At 66.5% G+C, this 26,476-nt stretch carries 24 protein-coding genes; 18 read left to right on the top strand and 6 right to left on the bottom strand.

What is annotated here, in order from left to right:
* Window positions 1-17: 17 nt before the first annotated feature.
* Window positions 18-1,835: a translation elongation factor 4 gene (gene lepA, locus Q0897_RS00830; protein ID WP_299307032.1), complete on the top strand. Its 1,818-nt coding sequence runs from the start codon at window positions 18-20 to the stop codon at window positions 1,833-1,835.
* A 25-nt stretch (window positions 1,836-1,860) separates the two neighbouring features.
* On the opposite strand, the gene Q0897_RS00835 is transcribed toward lepA, so the two are convergent.
* Window positions 1,861-3,633 carry a DUF885 family protein gene (locus Q0897_RS00835; RefSeq protein WP_299307033.1) on the bottom strand — a complete coding sequence of 591 codons (1,773 nt, stop codon included), beginning with the start codon at window positions 3,631-3,633 and terminating at the stop codon, window positions 1,861-1,863.
* A gap of 136 nt (window positions 3,634-3,769) precedes the next feature.
* Here Q0897_RS00835 and Q0897_RS00840 point away from each other — a divergent pair, with 136 nt between their 5' ends.
* From Q0897_RS00840 to Q0897_RS00865, 6 genes are all read left to right on the top strand, one after another.
* Complete coding sequence (locus Q0897_RS00840) at window positions 3,770-4,975, top strand: cytochrome P450 (RefSeq protein WP_299307034.1); 1,206 nt, start codon at window positions 3,770-3,772, stop codon at window positions 4,973-4,975.
* Between the two features lie 74 nt (window positions 4,976-5,049).
* Window positions 5,050-5,853 carry an outer membrane protein assembly factor BamD gene (locus Q0897_RS00845; protein ID WP_299307035.1) on the top strand — a complete coding sequence of 268 codons (804 nt, stop codon included), beginning with the start codon at window positions 5,050-5,052 and terminating at the stop codon, window positions 5,851-5,853.
* Window positions 5,854-5,982: 129 nt separating this feature from the next.
* Window positions 5,983-7,647, top strand: coding sequence for a DNA repair protein RecN (recN, locus tag Q0897_RS00850; protein WP_299307036.1), 1,665 nt, complete (start codon window positions 5,983-5,985; stop codon window positions 7,645-7,647).
* Between the two features lie 122 nt (window positions 7,648-7,769).
* On the top strand, window positions 7,770-8,531 hold the full coding sequence (locus Q0897_RS00855; RefSeq protein ID WP_299307037.1) for an SDR family oxidoreductase: 762 nt from the start codon (window positions 7,770-7,772) through the stop codon (window positions 8,529-8,531).
* A 128-nt stretch (window positions 8,532-8,659) separates the two neighbouring features.
* Window positions 8,660-10,750, top strand: coding sequence for an NAD-dependent DNA ligase LigA (gene ligA / locus Q0897_RS00860; RefSeq protein WP_299307038.1), 2,091 nt, complete (start codon window positions 8,660-8,662; stop codon window positions 10,748-10,750).
* Window positions 10,751-10,814: 64 nt separating this feature from the next.
* Window positions 10,815-12,023, top strand: coding sequence for an ion channel (locus Q0897_RS00865; RefSeq protein ID WP_299307039.1), 1,209 nt, complete (start codon window positions 10,815-10,817; stop codon window positions 12,021-12,023).
* 24 nt (window positions 12,024-12,047) lie between these two features.
* Here the strand turns inward: Q0897_RS00865 and Q0897_RS00870 are convergent, their stop codons facing one another.
* From Q0897_RS00870 to Q0897_RS00880, 3 genes are read right to left on the bottom strand one after another with little or no spacing between them, the layout of a single operon-like run.
* Window positions 12,048-12,782 (bottom strand): DUF2459 domain-containing protein, encoded by a 735-nt coding sequence (locus tag Q0897_RS00870; protein WP_299307040.1) that lies wholly within the window; start codon window positions 12,780-12,782, stop codon window positions 12,048-12,050.
* Window positions 12,755-13,660 (bottom strand): 50S ribosomal protein L11 methyltransferase, encoded by a 906-nt coding sequence (locus Q0897_RS00875; RefSeq protein ID WP_299307041.1) that lies wholly within the window; start codon window positions 13,658-13,660, stop codon window positions 12,755-12,757. Before Q0897_RS00875 ends, Q0897_RS00870 begins: the two co-directional genes overlap by 28 nt.
* The gene (locus Q0897_RS00880; RefSeq protein ID WP_299307042.1) at window positions 13,657-14,424 is read right to left on the bottom strand and encodes an SDR family oxidoreductase; all 768 of its coding nucleotides are present in this window, start codon (window positions 14,422-14,424) and stop codon (window positions 13,657-13,659) included. The genes Q0897_RS00875 and Q0897_RS00880 overlap by 4 nt, the downstream gene beginning before the upstream one ends.
* A gap of 211 nt (window positions 14,425-14,635) precedes the next feature.
* On the opposite strand from Q0897_RS00880, the gene sdhC reads away from it, so the two are divergent.
* The 3 genes from sdhC to sdhA are packed head-to-tail and all read left to right on the top strand — an operon-like array spanning window position 14,636 to window position 17,267.
* A complete protein-coding gene (sdhC, locus tag Q0897_RS00885; RefSeq protein WP_202083574.1) occupies window positions 14,636-15,046 on the top strand; it encodes a succinate dehydrogenase, cytochrome b556 subunit in 411 nt (136 codons plus the stop codon).
* Window positions 15,047-15,064: 18 nt separating this feature from the next.
* Complete coding sequence (sdhD, locus tag Q0897_RS00890) at window positions 15,065-15,445, top strand: succinate dehydrogenase, hydrophobic membrane anchor protein (protein WP_239806269.1); 381 nt, start codon at window positions 15,065-15,067, stop codon at window positions 15,443-15,445.
* A 1-nt stretch (window position 15,446) separates the two neighbouring features.
* Complete coding sequence (gene sdhA / locus Q0897_RS00895) at window positions 15,447-17,267, top strand: succinate dehydrogenase flavoprotein subunit (RefSeq protein WP_299307043.1); 1,821 nt, start codon at window positions 15,447-15,449, stop codon at window positions 17,265-17,267.
* A 508-nt stretch (window positions 17,268-17,775) separates the two neighbouring features.
* On the opposite strand, the gene Q0897_RS00900 is transcribed toward sdhA, so the two are convergent.
* On the bottom strand, window positions 17,776-18,372 hold the full coding sequence (locus Q0897_RS00900; RefSeq protein WP_299307044.1) for a hypothetical protein: 597 nt from the start codon (window positions 18,370-18,372) through the stop codon (window positions 17,776-17,778).
* 102 nt (window positions 18,373-18,474) lie between these two features.
* On the opposite strand from Q0897_RS00900, the gene Q0897_RS00905 reads away from it, so the two are divergent.
* From Q0897_RS00905 to Q0897_RS00920, 4 genes are all read left to right on the top strand, one after another.
* Window positions 18,475-19,224 (top strand): TlyA family RNA methyltransferase, encoded by a 750-nt coding sequence (locus Q0897_RS00905; protein WP_299307045.1) that lies wholly within the window; start codon window positions 18,475-18,477, stop codon window positions 19,222-19,224.
* Between the two features lie 35 nt (window positions 19,225-19,259).
* Window positions 19,260-19,934, top strand: coding sequence for a TspO/MBR family protein (locus Q0897_RS00910; protein ID WP_299307046.1), 675 nt, complete (start codon window positions 19,260-19,262; stop codon window positions 19,932-19,934).
* 26 nt (window positions 19,935-19,960) lie between these two features.
* Complete coding sequence (locus Q0897_RS00915) at window positions 19,961-20,272, top strand: accessory factor UbiK family protein (protein WP_299307047.1); 312 nt, start codon at window positions 19,961-19,963, stop codon at window positions 20,270-20,272.
* 162 nt (window positions 20,273-20,434) lie between these two features.
* Window positions 20,435-20,674 carry a hypothetical protein gene (locus tag Q0897_RS00920; RefSeq protein WP_299307048.1) on the top strand — a complete coding sequence of 80 codons (240 nt, stop codon included), beginning with the start codon at window positions 20,435-20,437 and terminating at the stop codon, window positions 20,672-20,674.
* An 81-nt stretch (window positions 20,675-20,755) separates the two neighbouring features.
* On the opposite strand, the gene Q0897_RS00925 is transcribed toward Q0897_RS00920, so the two are convergent.
* Window positions 20,756-22,840 (bottom strand): catalase, encoded by a 2,085-nt coding sequence (locus Q0897_RS00925; RefSeq protein ID WP_299307049.1) that lies wholly within the window; start codon window positions 22,838-22,840, stop codon window positions 20,756-20,758.
* A 173-nt stretch (window positions 22,841-23,013) separates the two neighbouring features.
* On the opposite strand from Q0897_RS00925, the gene Q0897_RS00930 reads away from it, so the two are divergent.
* The 4 genes from Q0897_RS00930 (at window position 23,014) to Q0897_RS00945 (ending at window position 26,446) form a co-directional block, all read left to right on the top strand.
* Entirely contained in the window at window positions 23,014-23,622 is a 609-nt protein-coding gene (locus Q0897_RS00930) for a recombination protein O N-terminal domain-containing protein (protein WP_299307050.1), read from the top strand.
* On the top strand, window positions 23,619-24,674 hold the full coding sequence (gene leuB, locus Q0897_RS00935; RefSeq protein WP_299307051.1) for a 3-isopropylmalate dehydrogenase: 1,056 nt from the start codon (window positions 23,619-23,621) through the stop codon (window positions 24,672-24,674). The genes Q0897_RS00930 and leuB overlap by 4 nt, the downstream gene beginning before the upstream one ends.
* 173 nt (window positions 24,675-24,847) lie before the next feature.
* Window positions 24,848-25,285, top strand: coding sequence for a hypothetical protein (locus Q0897_RS00940; protein ID WP_299307052.1), 438 nt, complete (start codon window positions 24,848-24,850; stop codon window positions 25,283-25,285).
* A 72-nt stretch (window positions 25,286-25,357) separates the two neighbouring features.
* Window positions 25,358-26,446, top strand: coding sequence for a glycosyltransferase family 2 protein (locus tag Q0897_RS00945; protein ID WP_299307053.1), 1,089 nt, complete (start codon window positions 25,358-25,360; stop codon window positions 26,444-26,446).
* Window positions 26,447-26,476: the final 30 nt, after the last annotated feature.

Consider the following 26,476-nt stretch of genomic DNA (forward strand, 5'->3'; position numbering starts at 1 on the left):
CGGGCTAAGGGGCGCGCATGACCGATCTATCGCTTATCCGCAATTTCAGCATCATCGCCCATATCGACCACGGCAAATCGACGCTGGCCGACCGTCTGATTCAGCTGACCGGCGGGCTGACCGAACGCGAAATGAGCCAGCAGGTGCTGGACAACATGGATATCGAGCGGGAGCGCGGCATCACGATCAAGGCGCAGACCGTGCGCCTCGATTACACCGCCAGCGATGGCAAGACCTATCAGCTCAACCTGATGGACACGCCCGGCCACGTCGATTTCGCCTATGAAGTCAGCCGCAGCCTCGCCGCGTGCGAAGGTGCGCTGCTCGTCGTCGACGCGGCGCAGGGGGTCGAGGCGCAGACGCTCGCCAACGTGTACCAGTCGATCGAACACGACCACGAGATCGTGCCCGTCATCAACAAGATCGACCTGCCCGCCGCCGAACCGGACAAGGTCAAGGCCGAGATCGAGGACATCATCGGCATCGACGCATCGGACGCCGTGCTGACCAGCGCGAAATCCGGCCTCGGCATCGAGGAAGTGCTGGAGGCCGTCGTGCGCCGCATTCCGCCGCCCACAGGCGACCGCGACGCGCCGTTGAAGGCGATGCTCGTCGATAGCTGGTACGATCCCTATCTCGGCGTCGTGATCCTCGTGCGCGTGATGCAGGGCGTGCTCAAAAAAGGGCTGAATATCAAGTTCATGCAGGGCGAGACCGAGCATCTGGTCGATCGCGTGGGCTGCATGCGCCCCAAGATCGAGCAATTGCCCGAACTCGGCCCCGGCGAAATCGGTTTCATCACGGCGCAGATCAAGGAAGTCGAACAGGCCAAGGTCGGCGACACCATCACCACGGTGAAAAACGGCGCGGACAAGGCGCTTCCGGGATACAAGGAAGTGCAGCCGGTCGTGTTCTGCGGCCTGTTCCCGGTCGATGCCGCCGATTTCGACAAGCTGCGCGAATCGATCGGGAAACTGCGCCTGAACGATGCGAGCTTTACCTTCGAGATGGAATCGAGCGCGGCGCTGGGCTTCGGCTTTCGTGCCGGTTTCCTGGGCCTGCTCCATCTGGAGATCATTCAGGAGCGGCTGACCCGCGAATATGATCTCGACCTCATCACCACCGCGCCGTCGGTCGTCTATCGCATTCAGCTCGGCAAGTCGCGGACCGACGATGCGGAGGAAATCTACCTCCACAATCCCGCCGATTATCCCGATCCCTCGCGCATCGAGACGATCGAGGAGCCGTGGATTAAGGCGGTGATCTACACCCCCGACGAATATCTCGGCTCCATCCTGAAGCTGTGTCAGGATCGCCGGGGGATTCAACGCGACCTGACCTATGTCGGCGGGCGCGCGCAGGTAAGCTACGAGCTGCCGTTGAACGAGGTGGTGTTCGATTTCTACGATCGGTTGAAATCGATCAGCCGCGGCTACGCCAGCTTCGACTATGAACAGATCGGCCTGCGCGAAGGCGACCTGGTCAAGATGAGCATCATGGTGAACGGCGATCCGGTCGATGCATTGTCGATGATCGTGCATCGCGGCGTTGCCGAGGAACGCGGCCGCCACATGTGCGAACGGCTGAAGGATCTCATCCCCCGGCACCTGTTCAAGATCCCGATCCAGGCCGCGATCGGCGGCAAGGTCATCGCCCGCGAAACCATTTCCGCCATGCGCAAGGACGTCACCGCCAAATGTTACGGCGGCGACATCAGCCGCAAGAAGAAGCTCCTCGAGAAACAGAAGAAGGGCAAGGCGAAGATGCGCGAATACGGCAATGTGCAGATCCCGCAGGAAGCGTTCATCGCCGCGTTGAAGATGGGGGAGGAGTAGCGCCCGCTCCCCCTCCCGCATCGGCTTACCCGGCTTCGACTTCGGCCATCCAGCGTTCGATCTGCGCGTCGAGCACGTCCAGCGGCACCGGCCCCTGCGCGATCACCGCATCGTTGAACGCGGCAAGATGGAACTTCGCGCCCAGCCGTTCCTCGGCCCGCGCGCGCAATTCGCGAATCTTCAGCTCGCCCATCTTGTAGCCGAGCGCCTGCCCCGGCCAGCTGATGTAGCGATTGACCTCCGCATCGATATTCGCCGCCGAAAGCGCGGTATGCTCGGTCATGAAATCGACGGCCTGGCCCTTCGTCCAGCCCAGCGCATGAATGCCGGTATCCACCACCAGCCGGCACGCCCGCCACATCTCATACGACAGTCGCCCGTAATCCTTCTCCGGCGTGTCATAGAGCCCCATGTCGATGCCGAGCCGTTCGGCATAAAGGCCCCACCCTTCGGTAAAGGCGGTGAAATAGCCGAACTCGCGGCGTAGCGGGTGCAGGTCCAGCTCCTGTTGCAGGGCGATCTGATGATGATGGCCGGGCACCGCCTCATGCGCGGTGAGTGCGGGCAATTCCCAAAGCGGGCGCTGATCCAGCTTCGACGTGTTCACGTAGTAAAATCCCGCCGTGCCGTTCGCCGGGCTGCCCGGCTGGTAATAGGCGGTCGTCGTGCCTTCCGCGGTTTCGGCGGGGATCGCCCGGATGCCGTAGGGAAGGCGCGGCAACAGGTGGAAATAATCGGGCATCATCCCGTCGATCGCCTTCGCCTGCGCGGCGGCGGCGGCCATCAGCTCGTCCGGCGTGGCCGCGTAATAGGCGGGATCGGTGCGCAGCTTCTCGACAAAGGCGGCGCGGTTCGCGTAGCCTGCGTCGGCGGCCACGCGGTCCATTTCCGCCGAAATCCGCGCGACCTCCGCCATGCCGATGTCGTGGATCTGCTGCGCCGTGTAATCGGACGTGGTGCTGGCGCCGACGCGATACTGGTAGAATGCGGGCCCGTCCGTCTGCGCCGAAATGCCGACCGTCTTCGTGCAGGCCGGGACATATTCGTCGCGCAGCATGTCAGCCGCCTCGCGATAGGTCTTCGCGACGACATCGGCGATGATGGCGCGGGCGCTTTCCTTCAACGCCGTCCATTCCGCCTCGCTCACATCGGCGGGGCGGGCGCGGGTGAACGGGGTGTAGAACCGGGTTTCTTCGGGCGCCGCCGCAACCGCGCCGCGCACCGATCCTTCCAATCCGCCCAATGTGACGCAAGGCAGGACGTAGCCCCCCGCGATCCCGGCGCGCGTATTGGCGATGACCTGCGCGCTGGCGGCGGGAATGGCGTGCAGCCGGTCGAGATATTCCCTGTAATCCTGCCCCGACGCGAATTGCATCGAATCGCCGATCCCGGCCCAGCTTTGCCACGGCGAGGAATAGCTCGAAAACGCGATGAGCCTTTGCCCGAAGCGGTTGCCGTCGATCGATTCGGCCAGCAGGCGGCGCGTGATCGCATAATCCGCCTGCCGTAGCGGGGGCAGGGCGGACGCGTCGATGGCGTTCAGCCGGGCGAGAAACGCCGCATCCTTCGCGGCCCAGCGGTCCATCGCCGCAATCGAATAATCGCCAAGCTCGCTATCGTAATCCTCCACCCCTGCGGCCGATGCGCTGACCGGGCTGGCCTCCAGCCGCGCGGCATAGATGTCGTCCATCAAGGCGGTGAGATCGTCCGCCGGGGCGGCAGCGGCAGGAACGGCGAGCGAGGCGAGCGCCGCCCCGGACAGGAGCGAGAACGCGGCGCGGAAACGGCGAATGGTCATGAGCGGCAATCCTTCGATGCAGGGCCAGGTTGAATGGCGCGGTTCTGGCGCGGCCCGCGCCGTTTGGCTAGGTGCGCCGGCAAAGTGCGGGGGATAGGCTGACGCCCGAAAACAAAAAAGAGGATGCCCGATCATCATGGCCAGCATTGCCCCGGCGGTTCGCCCCGATCATGTTCCCGAAGCCCGCGTCGTCGACTTCGACATTTTCGCGCCGCCGGGCGGGGAGCGTGATTATTTCGCCGCCTGGAAAACGTTGCAGGGCGGGCCGGGGCTGGTGTGGACGGGGCGCAATCACGGGCACTGGATCGCGACGCAGGGGGATCTGATCCGCGAATTATGGGGCGATAGCGAGCGATTGTCGAACGCCGCGCTCGCCGTGACGCCCGGCCTTGGCGAGGTGATGGACTTCATCCCGCTGCAACTCGATCCGCCCGAACACAAACCGTTCCGCAATGCGGTCATGCGCGGCTTCGCCAATAATCACGTCGTCGCGATGACGCCGATGGTGCGGGACGTGTCGCGCGACCTCATCGCCGATCTGCGCCCACGCGGCGGGTGCGAGTTCATGACCGCCTTTGCCGAGGTGGTGCCGCTGCATATCTTCCTCTCGCTCATCGGGGTGCCGGTGGAGGACCGGGCACAATTGCGCCCGCTCGGACAACAGCTCACGCGCCCCGATGGCAGCATGAGCGTGGTCGAACTGCGCGACGCGGCGGACGATTACCTGCGCCCCTATGTCGAGGAACGGCTGAAACATCCCGGCGACGATCTGTTCAGCCGCATTCTTTCCGTGCCCATCGAAGGCCGCGCCTGGACGTTCGGGGAGGCGCAGCGCATGTGCCGCAACCTGCTGTTCGGCGGGCTGGATACCGTGGTGGCGATGTTCGGCAATATCGCGGCGCATCTCGGCCGCTTTGCCGGGGATCAGGACACGCTGCGCAAGGATGCCGCCCGCATTCCCGCCGCCACGGACGAGCTCATGCGCCGTTATCCCACCGTTTCGGTCACGCGCAATCTCGTGCGCGACATCGTGATGGACGGGGTTACGATGAAGGCGGGCGACCTGCTCTATCTCCCCAGCGTGCTGCACAATCTCGATCCGGCCTGTTTCGACACGCCGGAACAGGTGGATTTCGATCGCGGCCTTTCGCCCGTGCGCCACACGACGATGGGGGTGGGGGCGCATCGCTGCGTCGGGGCGGGGCTCGCCCGGATGGAGGCGATGGTCTTTATCGAGGAATGGCTGGCCGGCATTCCGCCGTTCCGGATCGACCCCGACCGTCCAACGAAAATGCGCGCGGGCAATGTCGGCGCACTGACCGAGCTGCATCTCGTGTGGTGAATGCCGGGTGCGCGGCGACGGATCGGCAAAAGCTTCACTTGGCGTTCAGCGGGCCGCTGGCTATAGGCGATTTCATGACCGCACCTGCCGCACCCCGCCGCCGTTTTCGCACAGCATCCATCGTGATGGCCACCGCCGCCATGGCGCTGACCTCCGCATGCGGGGCGGGCGCGGGCACGAAGACCGACACCGCCTATGTCGCGCGCGATGTCGAATCGCTCTATTTCGCGGCGAAGGACAGGCTCGACCGGGGACAGATCAAGCAGGCCGCCGCCCTTTTCGACGAGGTGGAGCGCCAGCATCCCTATTCGCCGTGGGCGCGCCGGGCGCAGTTGATGAGCGCGTTTTCCTATTACGCGGCGCGCGATTACAGCACCGCGATTCAATCGGCGCAGCGGTTCCTCGCCATTCACCCCGGCAACAAGGACGCGCCTTACGCGTTCTATCTCATCGCGCTGTCCTATTACGAGCAGATCAGCGACGTCACCCGCGATCAGCAGATCACCGGACAGGCGCGGCAGGCATTGACCGAGGTCGTGCGCCGCTATCCCGACACCGCCTATGCCAATGATGCGCGGCTGAAACTCGATCTCGTCAACGATCACCTCGCGGGCAAGCAGATGACCATTGGCCGCTTCTATCAGCGGACCGGCAAATGGCTGGCCTCGACCCTGCGTTTTCGCGAAGTCGTCGACGATTACCAGACCACGAGCCACACGCCCGAGGCGCTCTATCGCCTGACCGAAAGCTATCTCGCGCTCGGCATTCCGGAGGAGGCGAAGAAGGCCGCCGCCGTGCTCGGCGCGAACTATCCCGGTTCCGACTGGTATGAAAAGGCGTTCGAGCTGATGCAGGACAAGGCGCCCGATTACGTCTGATCGCGCCTGCCGAGGCTCGCTGTCCGCCGCGCCCTGCGGACAAAGCTGTGGAAAAGCCGCGCCGATGATGCCGTGGCGGGCGGCGCGTGCTGGCGCAAGCGGAGTTGCTGCGCGACAAGTGGGGCTGCGATGCTGACCTCTCTTGCCATCCGCAATATCGTGCTGATCGACGCGCTCGACCTCGCTTTTGCGCGGGGTCTGGGCGTGCTGACGGGTGAAACCGGCGCGGGCAAGTCGATCCTGCTCGACGCGCTGGGCCTCGTGCTCGGCAATCGCGCCGATAGCGGCCTTGTCCGCGCCGGCGAGGACAAGGCCAGCGTCACCGCCACGTTCGAATTCGAACCGCTGCCGCCTGCGCTGGCCGACGCGCTCGACGATGCGGGGGTGGAGATGGAGCCGGGCGAACCGCTCATCCTGCGCCGGCAATTGAAGGCCGACGGGGGCAGCAAGGCCTTCGTCAACGGGCAGCCGGTCGGCGTCGCGGCGCTGCGCGCGCTGGCCCCTTCGCTCGTCGAACTGCATGGGCAGCATGACGATCGCGGTCTCGTCAACGCGCGGGGGCACCGGGCGCTGCTCACCCGCTATGCCGACGCGGACGAAGGCGCGGTCGCCGCCGCGTGGCGCGACTGGCGCCGGGCGGAGGATGCGCTGGCCGCCGCGCGCGAACAGGCGGACAATGCCGCGGCGGAGCAGGATCTCATCCTCGCCCATCTCGAAGAGCTGAACGCGCTCGCCCCGGTGGAGGGGGAGGAGGAGGAACTCGCGCTCGCCCGCGCCGACATGCAGAAGGGCGAGCGGCTTTCCGGCGATCTTGAGGAATTGCGCCATTTGTGGGCCGGTTCGGACAGCGCGCTGGCCCAATTGCGGAGCGCGGCGCGGCGGCTCGACCGGATCGCGCCGGAACATGAATTGCTGGCCTCGGCGCTCGCCGCGCTCGACCGCTGCATCGTGGAGGGGACCGAGGCGGAGGAGCATATCGCCCGCGCGGCAGAGGCGCTGTCCCACGATCCCGAACGGCTCGACGCCACGGAAAAGCGGCTTTTCGACCTGCGCGCCGCCGCCCGCAAACAGGATTGCACGGTCGACGAACTCCCCGCCAAGATGACCGAATTGCGCGACCGGCTCGACGCGATCGAAGGCGGGGAGGCACGGATCAAGGCGCTCGCCGAAACCGCGTCCGCAACCGGCGCGGCCTATCGTGCCGCCGCCGAAAGCCTGAGCGCGTCCCGCATCGAGGCGGCGCAAAGGCTCGACGCCGCGGTCGCCGCCGAACTGGCGCCGCTGAAACTCGACGCGGCGAAATTCCGCACCGGCATCACCCGGCTGGAGGAGGATCGCTGGGGTCCGCACGGGATGGACGCGGTCGAATTCCTGATCGCGACGAACCCCGGCGCGCCGTTCGCACCGCTCGCCAAGATCGCCAGCGGCGGCGAATTGTCGCGCTTCATCCTCGCCCTGAAGGTCGCGCTCGCCGAACAGGGCGGGGCGGCGGTCATCATCTTTGACGAGATCGACCGCGGCGTCGGCGGCGCGGTGGCGAGCGCGATCGGCGACCGGCTCGCCCGGCTGGCGAGCGGGGGGCAATTGCTCGCCGTCACGCACAGCCCGCAGGTCGCGGCGCGCGGCAACACCCATTACATGATCGCGAAAAGCAGCGAGGGCACCGTCACCCGCACCAGCGTCGTCAGCCTGTCCGATGCGGAACGGCAGGAGGAGATCGCCCGCATGCTATCCGGCGCGGAGGTCACGCCCGAGGCCCGCGCCCAGGCCGAACGCCTGCTCGAGGATAGCTGACCCCGCGGGAGCCGCCCCTTCCATCCCCCTGCCAACCCATCCCTTGTGACAGTGACCTTGGCTCGCGCACCCGTTAAGATCGCGCCCGTAACCCAAGCACACACATATCGGGAGATCGACGCATGGATCTGGGATTGAAGGGCCGCAAGGCGATATTGATCGGCGCGAATGGCGGCATCGGGCGCAAGGTCGCGCATGTCCTCGCCGCCGAGGGATGCAACGTCGCGGTCTGCGGCCGGAGCCAGGGCAAGGTCGACAAGATCAAGGGCGAGCTGGACGGCACCGGCGTCACCGTCTTTGCCGACACGCTCGACGTGACGGACAAGGGCGCGGTCCCGGCCTTCGTCGAAGAGGCGGCGGGCGCACTCGGCGGGTGCGACATCTTCATCAGCTTCACCTCCGCCAATCCGGGCGAGGATACGGACGCGGCGTGGGAAACCATTCTCGAAACCGAGGTGCTGTCGATTCGCCGCGGGGTCGAGGCGGCGAAACCCTATCTCGAAAAATCGGATGCCGCGGCCATCGTCTGCCTGTCGAGCACCGGCGCGACCGAGGAATTCATGGGCGTGCAGCCGTATAATGCGCTGAAGGCCGCGGTCATCAACTATGCCAGCGCCATGGCGCAGAATTTCGCCGCCGACGGCATTCGCGTGAACACCATCACCCCCGGCCCGGTGATGACCGACGATGGCCCCTGGGCGCATATTCGCGACAATATGAAGGATTTCTACGACGCGACGCTCGCGCAGATCCCGATCGGCCGCCTCACCACCGGCGAGGAGCTGGCCAATACCATCGCGTTCACCGCGTCGCCTGCGTGCCGGGCGATGACCGGCGCCAATATCGTGGTCGACGGCGGCTATACCAAGCGCGTGCAATACTGACGCCTTGCGCGCCGCGCGACGGGAATAGGGCGGTCCGGGGACGGGCCGCCCTTTTCGTGCGCGCCCTCTTTCTCGCCGGGCCGGGCGGCGCTATCTGCGGCTCATGACGATTGGCGAGGGAATGGCGCGTGGCGGATGACGGCGATGCAGGCAAGAGCGGGGCAAGTGCGGCGGACGAGGTGGAGGCCGCGAACGAGCTGATGCGGCTGTCGCGAAAGATCGCGCGCGCCAACCGGCTCTACCACGCCGAGGACGCGCCGGAGATCACCGACGCCGAATATGACGCGCTCATCCGTCGCAATACGGAGCTTGAGGCCGCGTTCCCCCATCTCGTCCGCGCCGACAGCCCGTCGCAATCGGTCGGCCACGACATCGCCGCGTCCCCGCTGGCCAAGGTGCGGCACGACGTGCGGATGATGAGCCTCGACAACGCGTTTTCCGACGAGGAAGTTGCCGAGTTTCTCGCCCGCGTGCGCCGGTTCCTGTCGCTGGACCCCGACGCGCCGGTGTGCGTCACGGCGGAGGACAAGATTGACGGCCTGTCCTGTTCGCTGCGCTACGAACACGGCACGCTGGTGCGCGCGGCCACCCGCGGCGACGGGCAGGTGGGCGAGGATGTGACTCCTAATGTGGCCCATATCGCCGACATTCCGCAGACCCTCACCGGCGACGTGCCGGAATTGTTCGAAATTCGCGGCGAGGTGTTCATGGGAAAGGCGGATTTTACCGCGCTGAACGCTTCGCAGGAGGAGGCGGGGGCCAAGCTTTTCGCCAATCCGCGCAACGCGGCGGCGGGCTCCCTGCGGCAGAAGGACGCGGGCGTGACCGCGCGGCGGCCGCTGCGATTCTATGCCCATGGCTGGGGCGCGGCATCGGACGTGCCGTGCGACACGCAATTTGCGATGATGAAGCGGATAGAGGAATGGGGCGTGCCCGTCTCGCCGTTGCTCACCCGGATCGACGACGTGCCCGCGATGCTCGCCCATTATGCGAAGATCGGCGCGGGCCGGGCCGCGATGGATTACGAGATCGACGGCGTCGTCTACAAGGTGGACCGGCTCGACTGGCAACAACGGCTGGGCTTCGTGGCGAAGGCGCCGCGCTGGGCGATGGCGCATAAATTCCCGGCGGAGCAGGCGGAAACCACGCTCGAATCCATCGACATACAGGTGGGCCGGACCGGCAAGCTGACGCCGGTGGGGCGGTTGGCGCCCGTGCTGGTCGGCGGGGTGACGGTGACCAATGTCACGCTGCACAACCGGGACGAGATCGCGCGGCTCGGCGTGCGGCCCGGCGACCGGGTACAGATACAGCGCGCCGGCGACGTCATTCCGCAGGTGGTCGCGAACCTGACGCCGGACGCGGCGCGCGATCCCTATGTCTTTCCCGACCATTGCCCGCGTTGCGGCAGCGAGGCCGTCGCCGAGGAGGGCGAGGTCGACGTGCGCTGCACCGGCGGGCTGATCTGCCCGGCGCAGCGGACGCAGCGGCTCGAACATTTCGTGAGCCGGGGCGCGCTCGACATCGATGGCCTTGGCACGCGCACCATTGCCGATTTCTTCGCACGCGGCTGGCTGGAAAGCCCGGCCGATATTTTCCGCCTGCGGGACCGCCGGGCGGAGATCGCCGCATTGGACGGGTGGCAGGACAAGTCTGTGGACAATTTGTTGGCCGCGGTGGAAAACCGGCGCGCGCCCGATGGCGCGCGCCTGCTTTTCGGACTCGGCATCCGGCATGTCGGCACGGTGACGGCGCGCGATCTGATGAAGCATTTCGGCACGTTGCCCGCGCTTCGCGATGCGGCGGAGCGGGCACGGGCGGGTGATGCGGACGCCGCCGCCGAAATCGCCAGCATCGACGGCGTCGGTCCCGTCGTGGTGGAGGCGCTCGGCGATTTCTTTCACGAGGATCACAATCGCGCGGTGTTCGAGGATCTCCTGTCCGAACTCTCGCCCCCCGAATATATCGTCGAAACGCGCGACAGCCCCGTTTCCGGCAAGACGATCGTGTTCACCGGCAAGCTGGAAACGATGAGCCGGGACGAGGCCAAGGCGCAGGCCGAGCGGCTCGGCGCGAAAGCATCGGGCAGCGTATCGGCCAAGACCGACCTGATCGTGGCCGGCCCGGGCGCGGGGTCCAAGCTGAAGAAGGCGGCGGACCTCGGTATCGAGGTGATCGACGAGGCGGCGTGGGCGCAAATGGTCGCACAAGCGGACTGAATTTTCCGGGGCTGCACCCCGCCTGCCGGGTTGTCAGGGCGGTGGTGGCCGCTACGTGTGCGTCATGTTTCGTGATTTCAAAAGCTTGCTCGCCGCATTTGCCACCGCCTGTTGGCTATCGGCCGCGCCGCCCGCCCATGCGCAGGACGCCCATGCGCAGGACGACACCGGAGCCGCCGCCGCCGCGACGGCTTCGCAGCGCACGCCCGAAACGCCCGCGGCCCGCCCCTCTCCGCCCGATGCCGCCATGGATGAGGCGGCAAGCGAGCAGCCTTTGCCGCCGCGCCCGGCCTCGCCCGAATACATGCCGACGACGCGCGGTTCGGGCAGCGTCGCGGTCGCCGTGGCGGAGGTTCCGCCCTATGCCATCCGGAACGCGGATGGCCGCTGGACCGGTCCGGCGCTCGACCTCTTCCGCGCCGCGGCGGAGGAGAGCGGGCTCGACTACACGCTGGTCCCGACATCGCCCGACGCCATCGACAACAGCGATGCCGCCGTCGCCTTCCCCGTATTCGCGACGGCGTCCCTGGCGCAGGAGGCGGACCGCAGCCTGCCGTTCCATGTCGATTCGGTCGGGCTGATCGGGCGATCGGCGGGGGGCGGGTTCCTCGACGGGCTTGCCGGGCTTTTCAATACCAGCTTCCTGCGCGTGGTGCTCATCGTGTCGGCGGTGCTGTTGGTGGTGGGGGCGATCTTCTATTTCGTGGAGCGCAAGACGAACGAGGGGCTTCATGCCGACGACGGGCGCATGCACGGCATCGGGCACGGCTTCTGGTGGGCCGGGGTGACGGCGACCACCATCGGCTATGGCGATCTGGTGCCGAAAACGACCTGGGGCCGGGTGGTCGCGATGATCTGGATGCTGTTTTCCATGGCGCTCACCGCGATCCTGACCGCCTATATCATCTCGCTGACCGGGGCGCGGGGCGGCAGGACCGACCTGACCGAGGCGGTGTCCGGCCTTGCGGTGGGCTATGTCACCGATGGCACGATCGCGGGCGACGATCTGCGCGGCGCCGATGCCTTGCGCGAATTTCCCACGATGGACGCCGCGCTCGCCGCCTATGACGAGGAGGAGATCGACGCGGTCGCCGCCCCGTACCAGCAGGCCCGCGAAATGGCCGGCGACCGGGAGGTGCAGCGCACGAGCGGTTCGGTCGTGATGCCGGTCTTCCGCGTCACGGGGCAGGGCGATTTCCGCGTCGCACTCGACCGCATCATCCTGTCCCCGGACTGGCAGTCCCGGATCGAGCAGGAGTTCTCGAACCGCTGAGGCGCCCCATCACGGCGCGGCCCTTTACGGCTTCGGCACCCATTTCATGACCCCGCCGGCAAACGGCGTCCACGCCCCCGTCGCAATGCCCGCCCGGCGCAGCACGCCGCCCGTCCATTCGTTGCACGTGGTGAACACCGTATAGGTGCCCTCCGCGTCGTAGAAGACGTCCTGCGGGAGGTAGCCCGGATAGACCGCCCGGCGCCCGCCGCCTGTCCGCACGCTTTGCAAGATCTCCGTCACCAGCGCGCGATATTCCGCCCGGCTGATGCGCAGCGGGCGATAATCGGTCGACGGGGCGGGCCGGACATAGTGCGACACGTGCAGCAGACCCTCCCCGCCCGTCGCCACGATCCGCGCCACGGTGACGGGGGAAAGATCCGCCCATGTCGGCGTGCCGAGAAACACCTCCCGCTCGCCCCAGCCGATGGCCACGTGGGTGTAGGGCGCCGCGATCCGCCCGCCCGGATTGACGGCGAGATCGCCCGCCGGGAACAGCCGGGTCCAGTCCATGTCGGAATTGACGCGCGGCATCACGATTTCGGTGTGGACGCCATTGCTGCCGATCATGATCTCGACCGCGTCCGGCCCGCGCGCCTCTTCCCACCCGCGATGGGCGGGAAGCGAGGAGCCGATCCACCCCGCCACCGCATAGAGCGCGAGCAGGGCAAGCAGCGCCGCCACCGCGACCGCGAACCCGCGCGCCCCTTTGCGCGCCAGGCTCCGCAGCCCTATCGCCCGGCGCGCTTGCGCAGCCACAGGATCGACCAGTCGCCCCGCACCGCCCGCCGCGCGAGCCGGAACCCGGCGCGAAAGGCCGCGCGGCGCACGTCGCGCTCCTGCGTCTCCAGCAATCCGGCGAGCAGCAGATGCCCGCCCGGCACCACCGCCCGCCCGAAATCGGGCGCCAGTTCGACCAGCGGCCCGGCGAGGATATTTGCGATCAGCAGATCGTAAGGCCCGCGCGATTGCAGGATCGGCGAATCCATCCCCGCCGCGATGGTCATCGCCAATTGCCCCGGTCCGCTGCCGACGGGAATGCCGTTCGCGGCCGCATTGTCGATCACGACATCGTGGCACACCGCGTCGATGTCGCTCGCCGTGGCGAGCGCACGCGGCCAAAGATGCATCGCGGCAAAGGCGAGCAGCCCCGTGCCCGTCCCGATGTCGGCGATATTGCGCACGACGGCGCCCTGCGCCCGCATCGCGTCCAGCATTTCGAGGCACCCCGCCGTCGTGCGATGCTGCCCGGTGCCGAAGGCCTGGCTCGCCGGAATGACGAAGCTCCTGATGCCGGGCGCATCGCGGGCCGGATGGTCGGGGGTGTGGACGTGGAAACGGCCCGCGGTGATCGGCTCGACCCCCTGCTGGCTCAACGTGACCCAGTCCTCCTCGGGCAGCTTCTCGACCGTGAGCGGCGGCGGCGTGTCGAACAGGGCGGCGATGGCGGCGCGGTCCGCCTTGGTCGGGCGGCGCGGCAGATATGCATCGAGCCGCCATTCGAGCGGTTTCTGCTCTTCGATCTCGCACCCCGTGACGACGATCTCCTCGTCCCAGTCGGCGATGTCCTCCTGCCTGAGCAGCGCGTCATGCACCACGTCGCGCGGGGCAAAGGCCGTGATGATCCAGCTCGTCATCGCACGAAGCTCGCGCCATTGGCGTCGATCACCGCGCCGGTCATGCTTTCGGGCGCATCCAGCGCGCAGAACGCGGCGATGCGGGCAATCTCCTCCGGCTCCGCCACCCGGCCGAGCGGAATGTCGCGGGCCAGATCGGCGGCGGCGCCGATGTCGGGTCTGGCGTTGGCACCATCGCCGACCATCGCCGTATCGACGAAGCCGGGGCACACAGTATAGGCGAGGATGCCGTCGCCCGCATAATGGCGCGCAATGGTCTTGCCCATGGCGACCAGCCCGGATTTCGCCGCGGCATAGTGCCAGTGATCGGGCGAATCGCCGCGATAGGCCGCGCGGCTGGCGATATTGACGAGCCTTCCGCCCGCGCCGCCCTCCTGCCAGTGCCGCACGGCGAGCCTCGACAATTGCGCCGCGCTCGACAGGTTGATGCGCAGCGTGCGGTCCCATGCGTCGAGCCATGCGATGTCGGACAGGTCGATGGGTGCGGCGTCGAACAATCCGGCATTGTTCACGAGGATGTCGATGCGCTTGCCGCCCGCCGCGCGCACGGCGGCCAGCGCATCGGACCACAGCTGTGCCGGTGCGGCAGGATCGTCGAGATCGGCGGAAAGCTGCGCGCGCCCAGCGGGTCCGTCACCGCTCCCGTGGGTGAGCACATGCACGCCGCGCTGCCGCAACCTATCGGCAATGGCCTTGCCGATGCCGCGCGTGCTCCCGGTGACGAGCGCGGTCGGGGCGGCGGGGTTCGTCTCTTGATCGTCCATCGCCTCTGGTTAGGGGCGCATGCCGCGCACGACAAGGGGACAGCGCAAGCACGGCGGGGGAGAAGGCCCGCGCCCGCCATCCCCCCGCCAAAGGGCGAGTTCATGCCAATTCGCCCTTGCCCTCTTCGCGCCATGGTGCCATTCGCGGTCGCAACACCAAATATGGCCGCGCGTGCCTCGCGCGGTCATGGCAAGCGCAGGGGAAGAACCTATGGCCGATGCAAGGGGCGGAAACCGCCTGGCGAAACCGCGTCCGCTTTCGCCGCATCTCTCGATCTGGAAATGGGGACCGGCGATGGCCGTGTCCATCCTGCACCGCGTGTCGGGCAATGCGATGGCGACGGTCGGCCTGCTCATCCTGTTGTGGATGGTCGGCGCGATTGCCGCCGGGCCGGACGCCTATGCCGATTTCGCCGCCGTCATGGGAAGCTGGATCGGGATCATCGTGCTCATCGGAATTTCCTGGTCGTTCTTCAACCACATGGCTTCGGGCATCCGCCACCTCGTCCTCGACGTGGGTGCGGGCTACGAAGTCGATCGCAACAATCGCTGGTCCACGATTTCCATCCTGATCGGCATTCTTCTCACCGTCGCCTTCTGGGCGGTGGTGCTGCTGGCCTGACGAAAGGGAACACGAACCATGGGTAACGGAACCAGGATCGGCCGCGTTCGCGGGCTCGGCTCCGCGCACGAAGGCGCGCACCACTGGCTGCTGCAACGTTTCACCGCCGTCGGCAATCTCGTGCTCGTGCTCTGGCTGGTGTTCAGCCTGCTGACGCTGCCGGATTACGGCTATCTGACGATGGCCTCGTGGCTGTCCAGCCCGCTGGCGGCGACGGCGATGGTCCTGCTCATCATTTCCACCTTCTGGCACGCGCGGCTCGGCATGCAGGTCATGATCGAGGATTACGTGCATGGCGCGAACCGTTTCGCCGCCATCGTGGCCATGAACCTGTTCTTTGTCGCGGGCGGTGTGTTCGGCATCGTGTCCGTGATCCGCATCGCGCTGGGAGGCGCATAAGATGGCCGACGCTTCGACTCAGCCCGCCTATCAGATCATCGACCACACCTACGACACGATCGTCGTGGGTGCGGGCGGTTCCGGCCTGCGCGCCACCATGGGCAGCGCGGAAGCGGGCCTGAAGACCGCCTGCATCACCAAGGTGTTTCCGACCCGTTCGCACACCGTCGCGGCACAGGGCGGCATCGCCGCCTCGCTCGGCAACAACACGCCCGATCACTGGTCGTGGCACATGTACGACACGGTGAAGGGGTCCGACTGGCTCGGCGACCAGGACGCGATCGAATATCTCGTGCGCGAGGCACCGCAGGCGGTGTACGAACTCGAACACGCCGGCGTGCCGTTCTCTCGCAATCCCGAAGGCACGATCTATCAGCGTCCCTTCGGCGGCCACATGCAGAACATGGGCGAAGGCCCCCCGGTGCAGCGCACCTGCGCCGCCGCCGACCGCACCGGCCACGCGATGCTCCACGCCCTTTATCAGCAATCGCTGAAATATGACGCGGACTTCTTCATCGAATATTTCGCGATCGACCTCATCATGGTCAATGGCGAGTGCAAGGGCGTCATCGCCATGTGCATGGACGATGGCTCGATCCACCGGTTCCGCGGCCACGCGGTCGTGCTGGCGACGGGCGGCTATGGCCGGTCCTACTTCACCGCCACGTCGGCGCACACCTGCACCGGCGACGGCAATGCCATGGTGCTGCGCGCCGGCCTCCCGCTGCAGGACATGGAATTCGTGCAGTTCCACCCGACCGGCATCTACGGCGCGGGCGTGCTCATCACCGAGGGTGCGCGCGGCGAGGGCGGCTATCTCACCAATTCCGAGGGTGAGCGGTTCATGGAACGCTACGCCCCGTCCGCCAAGGATCTGGCCAGCCGCGACGTGGTGTCGCGCTCCATGGCGCTCGAAATCCGCGAAGGGCGCGGCGTCGGCGCGGAAAGCGACCATATCTTCCTGCACCTCGATCACATCGATCCCAAGGTGCTGGCCGAACGGCTTCCCGGCATTACCGAGAGCGGCAAGATCTTTGCCGGCGTCGACCTCACGCGGCAGCCTTTGCCGGTGGTGCCGACCGTCCATTACAACATGGGCGGCATTCCCACGAACTATCACGGCGAGGTGATGACCATCGGGCCGGACGGCGACCCCGAAACCGTGGTCCCCGGCCTGTTCGCCGTGGGCGAGGCGGCCTGCGTTTCGGTCCACGGGGCGAACCGGCTCGGCTCCAACTCGCTGATCGATCTCGTGGTGTTCGGCCGCGCGACCGGCCACCGGTTGAAGGAGCTGGTGAAGCCCGGCACGTCGCACGACGGCCTGCCGTCGGACAGCGCGGATTTCGCGCTCTCGCGGCTCGACCATTTCCGCCATGCGAAGGGCGGCTCGCCCACCGCGCAGATCCGCGGCGAGATGCAGCGCACCATGTCGGGCCACGCCGCCGTGTTCCGCACGGACGAGCTCATGCAGGAAGGCAAGGCCAAGCTGGAGCAGGTCTATCGCCGGATGGAGGACATCCACGTCACCGACCGTTCGCTCATCTGGAACAGCGACCTGATCGAGACGCTGGAACTCGACAATCTCATCGGGCAGGCCGCCGTCACGATGCATTCCGCCGCCAATCGCAAGGAAAGCCGCGGCGCCCACGCGCACGAGGATTATCCCGATCGCGACGACGCCAACTGGATGAAGCACACCGCAGCATGGTTCGACGGTTGGGGCGGCAAGGGCGGCGGGGTCAAGATCGACTACCGCCCGGTGCATGATTTCACGCTCACCGACGACATCAAATATATCGAACCGAAAAAGCGCGTTTACTGATACGCCACACGGGGGCCGGGGTCTTACGATCCCGGCCTTTTTCGTGGTGCCGGATACAGAGAAAGCCCGAAGCAGGTATCCCCGCTTCGGGCTTTCGCATGGTCAGCGGCCGGAAGTGCCGCCCTTGGGTGCCTTTATCGCCTCAGACGTTCGGCGATAATGCTCCCCGGACATTTTCCGACCTCTGTGCTGGACCATGAGACATCGGATCACCTCCTTTCGCGACGGGATTCAGGGTTGCCGTACGGCGCAAGGTCCCGCGTTGCCTTGCGGACGGCCGGTCCGGGGCGCGCGGTGCGCAACGCCCCTTTCCTGCGCCGCAATCTGCGTCCGCCGCGGCATTCAGGCAAGACTTGAAATCGAAAATTTCGCTGTCATGATCGGCGCCTTCGCGTGCGGCGATGTACCATGCGAGGCCCGAATTTGCGCCTCCCCGACCCATGCCGCCCATCAAACGCCACCGGGCCGCGACACGCGCCGGATGCTTATCCCCGACGAATCGCTCGCTTTACCGGCAATCCTCGGCGACGCGGGCGATTTCGGCCCATGTCGGCATATAGAGCGTGCGCGTCCCCGGCGCCGCGACCGCAAAACGCCCGCGCGAAAAAATCATCGCGTCGATGATCGGATCGTGCGGCGCCAGCGTCGCCACCACCTGTCCATTCGCCGCAGGCTGCGCGGTGAGCATCTTCGTCTGCGAGGTGGTGGTGATCGTCATGGTCGTCGCCCGCGCATCGGGTGTCATGCGCCATAGCTTGATCTGCCGGTTGCCCGGCTCACACGCCATTACGAAATCCGCCACGTCGGACCCGAACAGCGCGCGGGTCGCATTGGCATCGGCGCGATAGGTCCACTCGCCTGCCGAGATCGGCGCATCGCGCCAGTCGTCCGGCACCGCGACCGGCGGCAGCGGGGCGGGAACCGGCGATGGCGCGGGCGCCGGCGCCGTTGGGGCGGGTTCGCGCACCGTCGGCGCGCACGCGGCCAGCCCCAGCCCGGTGAGCAGCACCGCCGCCCCCGTCATGGTCCAGCATCGGCGCATGGCACGCGCGGCCTGTTTCCGGCGGGTGTGCATTTCGGGCGTATCGTCATGGCTTGGCGTCATGGCGCGCTTATGCGAAGAGGACGCGCCCGGCACAAGCGGCAAACGTCGAACCGGTCCGCCCCCGCGATTTCGCGCGTCGAACATTTCGGATAGCCACGCATCATGCCCGCACCTGCAAAGCCCGCCAAAACCCGCGTCGATCAATTGCTGGTCGATCGCGGCCTCGCCGAAAGCCGCACGCGGGCGCAGGCGCTCGTGATGGCGGGGCTGGTGTTTGCGGGCGAGACGAAGATCGCGAAGCCGGGGCAGCAGATCCGCGCCGATGCCGCGCTCGACGTGCGCGGGCGGGACCATCCCTGGGTGTCGCGCGGCGGGATCAAGCTTGCCCACGCGCTCGAAACCTTCGCGCTCGATCCCACAGGCGCCGTCGCCATGGACATCGGCAGCTCCACCGGCGGGTTCACCGACGTGCTGCTTCAGAATGGCGCGGCGCATGTGTTCGCGGTGGATTCGGGCACGAATCAGCTGGCGTGGAAATTGCGGCAGGACGACCGCGTCACCGTACTGGAACAGACCAGCGCGCGCATCCTGACCGCCGACCATATCACGCAAGGCTGCAACTGGGTCGTGTGCGATGCGAGCTTCATCGGACTGGCCAAGGTGCTGGAGGTGCCGCTCGCGCTCGCCGCACCGCACGCGACGCTCGTCGCCCTGATCAAGCCGCAGTTCGAGGTGGGCCGCGCCGAGGTCGGCAAGGGCGGAGTGGTGCGCGACCCCACCCTGCACGACCGCGTCACAGGGGAGGTGCGCGAATGGCTCACCGCCATCGGCTGGAGCGTGCGCGGCCTGACGCAAAGCCCGATCACCGGGCCGGAGGGCAATGTCGAATTCCTGATCTGGGCAGAGCGCTGAGGGAACGGAGCGGGCGGCCCCTGCGTTTTGATGGCATGACAGACCCGAACGAACGCCCCGACGATCCCCACGCCCCCCGCGAAATCGCCCCAACGAGGCCGGTATCGGCGCGCGTCGGGGACCATGACGGGCGCGATGGCGACGGGGTTCATCATGGCGGGGAGGGCGCGGAAACGGCGACCCCCGCCACGACGGATGCGGCGGAGGCGAAACCCGACCATGTCCCCGCCCATCGGCAGAAATCGCTTCTGTGGTGGGCGCTGCTGCTCGTGCCGGCGGTGGTCGCCGCAGGGCTGGTGGTCGGGCAGCTTTCGGGGTCGGGGGAGAGCGATCCCTGGTTCGCCTCGCTGGTAAAGCCGGACATCTATCCGCCCGGCTGGCTGTTCGGGGTGGTGTGGACGATCCTCTATGCGCTGATGGGGTTTGCCCTTGCGCTGGTGGTGGCGAGCGACCGGCGTGCGTACAAAGGCTCCGCGGTCGCGGTGTTCCTCATTCAGCTTGCGGTGAATCTGGCCTGGTCGCCGATCTTTTTCGGCGCGCATCTCATCGGGCTGGCGTTCTTCTGGATCCTGCTCATGCTGGTGCTGATCATCACGACGATGGCGATTTTCGCGAAGGTCAGCCGGCTCGCCGCCGCGCTGCTCGTGCCCTATCTCGCCTGGGTGTCGTTCGCGGCAATCCTGAACCTGCAAATCTGGCAGTTGAACTGAACGCGGAAAAGGACCACATTCGTTTCATGCAAAGCGACAATCCCCGGATCTCCGACCTCACCCGCATGATCACCGCCGCGGCCGGCACCTTTGCCGGCATGGGGCGCGAAGCGTCGGAGGCCGCGCGCGAACGTTTGAAAGAGGCGATGGGCGGTCTCGACTTCGTCAGCCGCGAGGAGTTCGAGGCGGTGAAGCAGATGGCCGCCGCCGCCCGCACGCAGAATGATGCGCTCGCCGCCCGCATCGCCAGGCTGGAGGCGAAACACGCCGGGCAAAGCGACGATACCGCGGAAAGCGACGCCACCCCCAAACAGCCCGACGATTATACCGGGCTCTGACGCCGGCATGCCGGTTCGGGCGCGCTGATCGGGCGCGCTGATCCGGCACACGGGCCTGCCTCTCCACGCCCCTCGCAATCGCATCCATCATCGGACCGACACGGGAACCGGGCCACGCGTCCGGCGGTTGATCCTTGCCCCCATGGCGAGGAAAAAATCCCGATGTTTACGCAACTTAACCCGACCATTCCGGTCCACGTGCTCGGCAAGGGGCATGGTTATGCCATCGGCATGATCGACTATGGACAGGAACATAACCTGATCTGGGTCACGGCGATCGACGCGACCGGCGAAATCTGGTGCGCTCCCAATCCCTCGGTCCGCATGGATCGCAACTGGACCATGGGGCGGGCGGAAAACGCGCTGGTCGCGGAGGAGAAGGCCGCGCCCGTGATGGCCTGACGCGCGGCACAATCGGTCCGAAACGAAAACGGCGGACGGGATCGCTCCCGTCCGCCGTTTCGCGTTTTCGGTGTATGAGGATCAGTCCTGCTTGACCGCCATCCGGTCCCAGTAGCGCAGCTTGCCGCATGTCTCGACAAACCCCTTCGCATCGCCGGCGCCGGTGATCTTGACGAAACCGTCGTCAATCTTTTCGGCGACGCCTGCCCCCTTGAGCAAGGCCATGGTTTCGGGAACATAGGCGATGAATTTCGCGTGGGCGAAAGCGTCGTTCACGAAATCGATGCTGGGCTTGTCATCGGCGTAATTCTTGGCCGCGTCCTCGCCCATGACCAAAGCCACCGCGTCATAGACGACCGACGGCCCGCCATCGATCTTCTCCGACGCCTCGATCATCTGGCCGTCGGACAGTTCGGCCCCGGCGATATGCGGGGCGATGATCTCGACCATGGCGCCGGCGTCCATCGCCGCGGTCTTGAGCGCCTCGACAATGGCTGCATCGCCGCCCTTGGCGACATAGATGCCGAGCTTGCGCCCCTTGAAGCTCTTCGGCCCGTTCTTGAGGATGGAGAGCGCGTCGGATGCGGGAAGATCGGTAATCGGCTCGCGCGCCAATGGCACCTTCTCCGGCAATTCGGGAAGGCCGATGCCGTCGCACACCGCCTGCGCGAGGTCGGCGTCGATATGGCGCAGGTGCCCGATCATCCGCTTGCGAATGTCCATGCGCTCCACCTTCGACAATTCGAAGGTCAACGCATTGGCGATGTGCCCCTGCTCGATCTCCGTCTGCGAGATGTAGAATTGCCGCGCCTGGCTGTAATGGTCGGCAAAGGTTTCGCTGCGCACGCGCACCTTGGGGCCGGTCACCGGCGCTTCGTAGCTGGTGAAGCCGATGGTCGGATCGGCGCGCGGGCCGCGTTCCTCGCCCGTGCCGTCGCCCCAGCTGTTGGGCTCGTAATTGGCGCGGCCCTTGGGGTTGTGCATCGCCATGTGGCCGTCCTGTTGAAAATGGCGGACGGGGCATTTCGGCGCGTTGATCGGGATATGGGTGAAGTTCGGCCCGCCAAGCCGCTTCAGCTGCGTGTCGAGATAGCTGAAATTGCGGCCCTGGAGCAGCGGATCGTCCGAATGGTCGATGCCCGACACGATGTTCTGCGTGCAGAAGGCGACCTGCTCGGTTTCGGCAAAGAAATTGTCGACATTGTTGTTCAGCGTCATCGTGCCGATGATGCGGACCGGCACCTGCTCCTCGGGGATGAGCTTCGTCGCGTCCAGCACGTCGAACTCGAAATTCTCGGCGAATTCCTCGTCGAAAATCTGCACGCCGAGATCCCATTGCGGATAATCGCCCGCGTCGATCGCGTTCCACATGTCGCGGCGGTGAAAGTCGGGATCCATGCCGTTGATCTTGAGCGCCTCGTTCCAGATGACCGACTGCATCCCCTGTTTCGGCTTCCAGTGGAACTTCACGAAGTGTGATTTACCCTCCGCATTGACGAGGCGGAAGGTGTGCACGCCGAACCCTTCCATGAAACGGAGCGAGCGCGGGATGGTGCGGTCCGACATCTGCCACATGACCATGTGCATGGATTCGGGCGACAGCGATGCAAAGTCCCAGAAATTGTCATGCGCGCTCTGCGCCTGGGGAAAGCCGCGGTCGGGCGCGGGCTTCACCGAATGGATGAGGTCGGGAAACTTGATCGCGTCCTGGATGAAGAACACCGGGATATTGTTGCCGACCAGATCCCAGTTGCCTTCGTCGGTGTAGAATTTCACCGCGAAACCACGCACGTCGCGGGCGAGATCGGGCGAACCCTTGTTCCCCGCCACGGTCGAGAACCGCGTGAATACGGGCGTCTTCTTCCCCTTTTCACCCGACAGCACGCCGGCGCGGGTGAATTCAGGGATCGGATCGGTCAGTTCGAACTCGCCATGCACGCCATAGCCGCGCGCATGGACCACGCGTTCGGGAATGCGTTCGTGGTCGAAGTGAAAGATCTTCTCGCGCGCGATCTGATCCTCCAGCAATTGCGGACCGCGCGGCCCGGCGGTGAGCCAGTTCTGATCATCGGCGATGGGCGCGCCCTGCGCCGTCGTCATGACGTCGTCCTTGCCCTTGGGCTTCTGATGGTTGGCGCCACCTTCGGACAGTTCGAAATCTTTCATGATGGGGTGCAGCCTTCTCGCTTGCGTTAACCTTACCTGCACCCAACTGTCGGCAAGGGTAAAGGTTGCGCGGTAATTCCGCCCGTGTTCAATCGCCTTTGACGATATAAACATGTGTTGGTTTGCCGCGCCGCACTTGCCGCGCGCGCCGATCCGTTCCATCCCCCCCGGCCATGCATCTTCGCGCCGCCGCCATCCTCTGCGCCTCGCGCCCTCACGGCGAAACCGCGGCCATCGCGCGCGTGCTGACGCGCGACCATGGCCTCGTCGCCGGCTATGTCGCGGGGGGGCGGGGGCGGGTGCTGCGTCCCGTGCTCATCCCCGGCAATGCGGTCGCGGCCGACATCGCGGCCCGCGCGGCGAGCCAGCTGCCTTTCATAAAGCTGGAACTGCTGCAAAGCCGGGCGCCGTGGATGACGGAGCCGCTGCCGGCGGCCGCGATTCAATGGGCGACGGCGCTCACCGCGAGCTGCCTGCCCGAACGCCATCCCTACCCGGCGGTGCACGATGCGCTCGGCCCGCTGCTCGACGCGATCTGCCATGCGCCCTCGGCGCGCGGCTGGGCGGTGGCGTTGCTGCGCTACGAAACGCTGCTCCTGCGCGAAATGGGTTATGGCGGGGCGGGGGACACGGATGCGCTGGATTGGGACGCGACGCTCGCCGCGCTGGAGGCGCAGGGCAGCACGATTGCCACGCGCCTGCTTGCGGCGCGGCGCGGCGATGTTATGGCGGCGCGCACGCTGTTGATGGCGCGGCTTACACGGATCACGGGGGAATCATGAAGATAGCGGTTTTCGCAGGCGACGGCATCGGGCCGGAGGTGACGGAGCAGGCGGTGCGCGTGCTCAAGGAACTGCCGCTGCCGCTCTCGCTCATCACCGGCGACGTCGGCGGCGCGGCCTACCGCCTGCACGGCCACCCCTTGCCGGACGAAACGCTCGTCGCCGCGCGGGAGGCGGATGCCGTGCTGTTCGGCGCGGTGGGCGACCCCTCCTGCGACACGCTCGACCGGCATCTGCGGCCGGAGCAGGCGGTGCTGGGCCTGCGCCGCGAACTCGGCCTGTTCGCCAATCTGCGCCCGGCAAAGATGTTTCCCGGCATGGAGGATGCCAGCGGGCTGAAACCCGAGATCGCCTCGGCCATCGACCTGCTCATCGTGCGCGAATTGAACGGCGATGTGTATTTTGGCGAGAAGGGCATGCGCACGACCGACGCGGGCCTTCGCGAAGGGTATGACATCATGTCCTACGACGAAGGCGAGGTGCGCCGCATCGCCCGCGCTGGGTTCGAGGCCGCCCGCAAGCGTCGCGGCAAATTGTGCAGCGTGGACAAGGCGAACGTGCTGGAAACCAGCCAGCTGTGGCGCGACGTGGTGATCGAGGTGGCAAAGGATTACGCCGATGTCGAACTCACCCACATGTATGTCGACAATGCCGCGATGCAGTTGGTGCGCAATCCGGGACAGTTCGACGTGATCGTGACCGGCAATCTGTTCGGCGACATCTTGTCGGATCAGGCGTCGATGTGCGTCGGCTCCATCGGGCTTCTCGCCTCCGCCTCTCTGGGTGAGCGGCGGACGCAGCATGGCACCTTCGGCCTTTACGAACCCATCCACGGCAGCGCGCCCGACATCGCCGGGCAGGGCATCGCCAATCCGCTGGCCACGATCCTGTCGGCGGCGGATCTGCTGCGCCATTCGCTGGGTCAGGCGGCGCAGGCGGAGCGGGTCGAAAGCGCCGTCGCCGCGACATTGTCCGATGGCGTGCTGGGCCGCGATCTCGGCGGGACGGCCACCACGGCGGAAATCGGCGATGCGGTGATCGCGCGGCTTTGACCGCGCAAGCGGGCGCAGGGGGCGACGGGTCCGCATGCGGATTTAACAAATGGCAACGTTTTTAAGGCGTCCTGCGTTGAAAGGGGGCCTGGTCGCCGATGCGGTGTCTGACCGGGTGGTTCCGCTTATTCATGATGAACGGAATCGAAAGGCCGCGATGAGAGGACCCTTGGATGACCGCGCCCCGCCGCATGCCACGACTGTACGACCGCCGCCGGCCGGTGGCGTTCGCGGCGCTCGAAATCGGGGCTTTGCTATTCATGCTGGTCTGCATGCTGGTCTCCGTTCCGCCGACCTATCCCTTCATCGCGGTCTATTCGCTGATGAATTGCATCGGCATTCTGGCGGTGACGCGGCTGCGGCTCAACATCGCGCGGCTCGTCCTGATCGCATTATATGGCTTCAGCTGTATCGCGATCCTGTGCTCGCTGGCCTTCCAGTTGGACCTGGCCATTCGTGCGCCCGATGTCCTGCTGCGCGCGTTCGTCGTGATCGTCTACGCCGTCGTAACCATGGGCTTGTTGATGACCCCACCCGTCTCGCCATGGTGCAAATCGGGCAATCTGCCATTCTTCGACCGGATGAAGAGCCGTTTCGACCGGTTCCGGTAGCGGCGCGGGATGGCGCCGCCCCGTGCCGCTGGCTAGGCGGCAGGGCGGCGGTGCGGGGCGCCGGCCGGTAACATGCTCGACCTCGCGATCATCCTTCCCACGCTGAACGAGGCTGCGAATATCGCCTCGTTCATCGCGCGGCTGGCCGACACGCTCGGCCCCGCGGGATGGGAGGTGATCGTGGTCGACGACGACAGCGGCGACGGCACCGCCGATGCCGCGCGCAGGATCGCGCGGGCGGACACGCGCGTGCGGGTAATACAGCGGATCGGCCGCCGCGGTCTCGCCAGCGCCGCGATCGAGGGGATGCTGGCGACCGCCGCGCCGTATGTGGCGGTGATGGATGCCGATCATCAGCACGACCCCGCGCTGCTCCTCCCCATGCTGCGCGCGATGGAAGGCGGCGATCTCGACCTGTGCATCGCCAGCCGGTTCGCCCCGGGGGCGAGCACGCAAGGCTGGGCCGCGCCCGAACGGGAGGCACGCTCCCACATCGCCAACCGCATCGCGCGCGCCATGACCGGCATCGCCGCGACCGACCCGATGAGCGGGTTCTTCATGATCCGCGCCGACCTGCTGCGCACGCTCGCCCCGCGCCTGTCGGGCATCGGGTTCAAGATCCTGCTCGACATCCTCGCCACCGCGCCCGCGCCGTTGCGCCTGCGCGAATTCCCGATGGATTTCACCGCGCGGACCGCCGGCGAATCGAAGCTCGACCGGGCCATCGCGTTCGATTTCCTCATCGGCGTGTACGATCGCACGATCGGGCGGGTGCTGCCGACGCGCTTTGCCCTGTTCGGGACCATTGGCGCTGTGGGGGTGGCCGTGCATCTGGCGATATTATGGCTGTTCCACAAAGGCGCGGGCACGGATTTCCTCACCGGACAGATCGCGGCCGTCACAGGGGCGCTGACCTTCAATTTCGTGCTCAACAACGCGCTGACCTACGCGGATCAACGGCTTTCGGGCGTGCGGGCGATGCTCGCGGGGTGGGCGCGTTTTGCCGGGACATGCGCGATCGGGGCCGGCGCCAATGTCGCCGTCGCGGAGGCGATGGCCGGGCGGGGGTTCCACTGGCTCACCGCGGCGCTGGCGGGGATCGTCGTCGGCTCGGTCTGGAACTTTGCGCTGTCGAGTCGCTTCGTCTGGGGACGTTTTTGATTTGTTCCTGCTGGAAACAATTCCGCCTTC

The sequence above is a fragment of the uncultured Croceicoccus sp. genome (assembly GCF_947496385.1).
Classification (GTDB): domain Bacteria; phylum Pseudomonadota; class Alphaproteobacteria; order Sphingomonadales; family Sphingomonadaceae; genus Croceicoccus.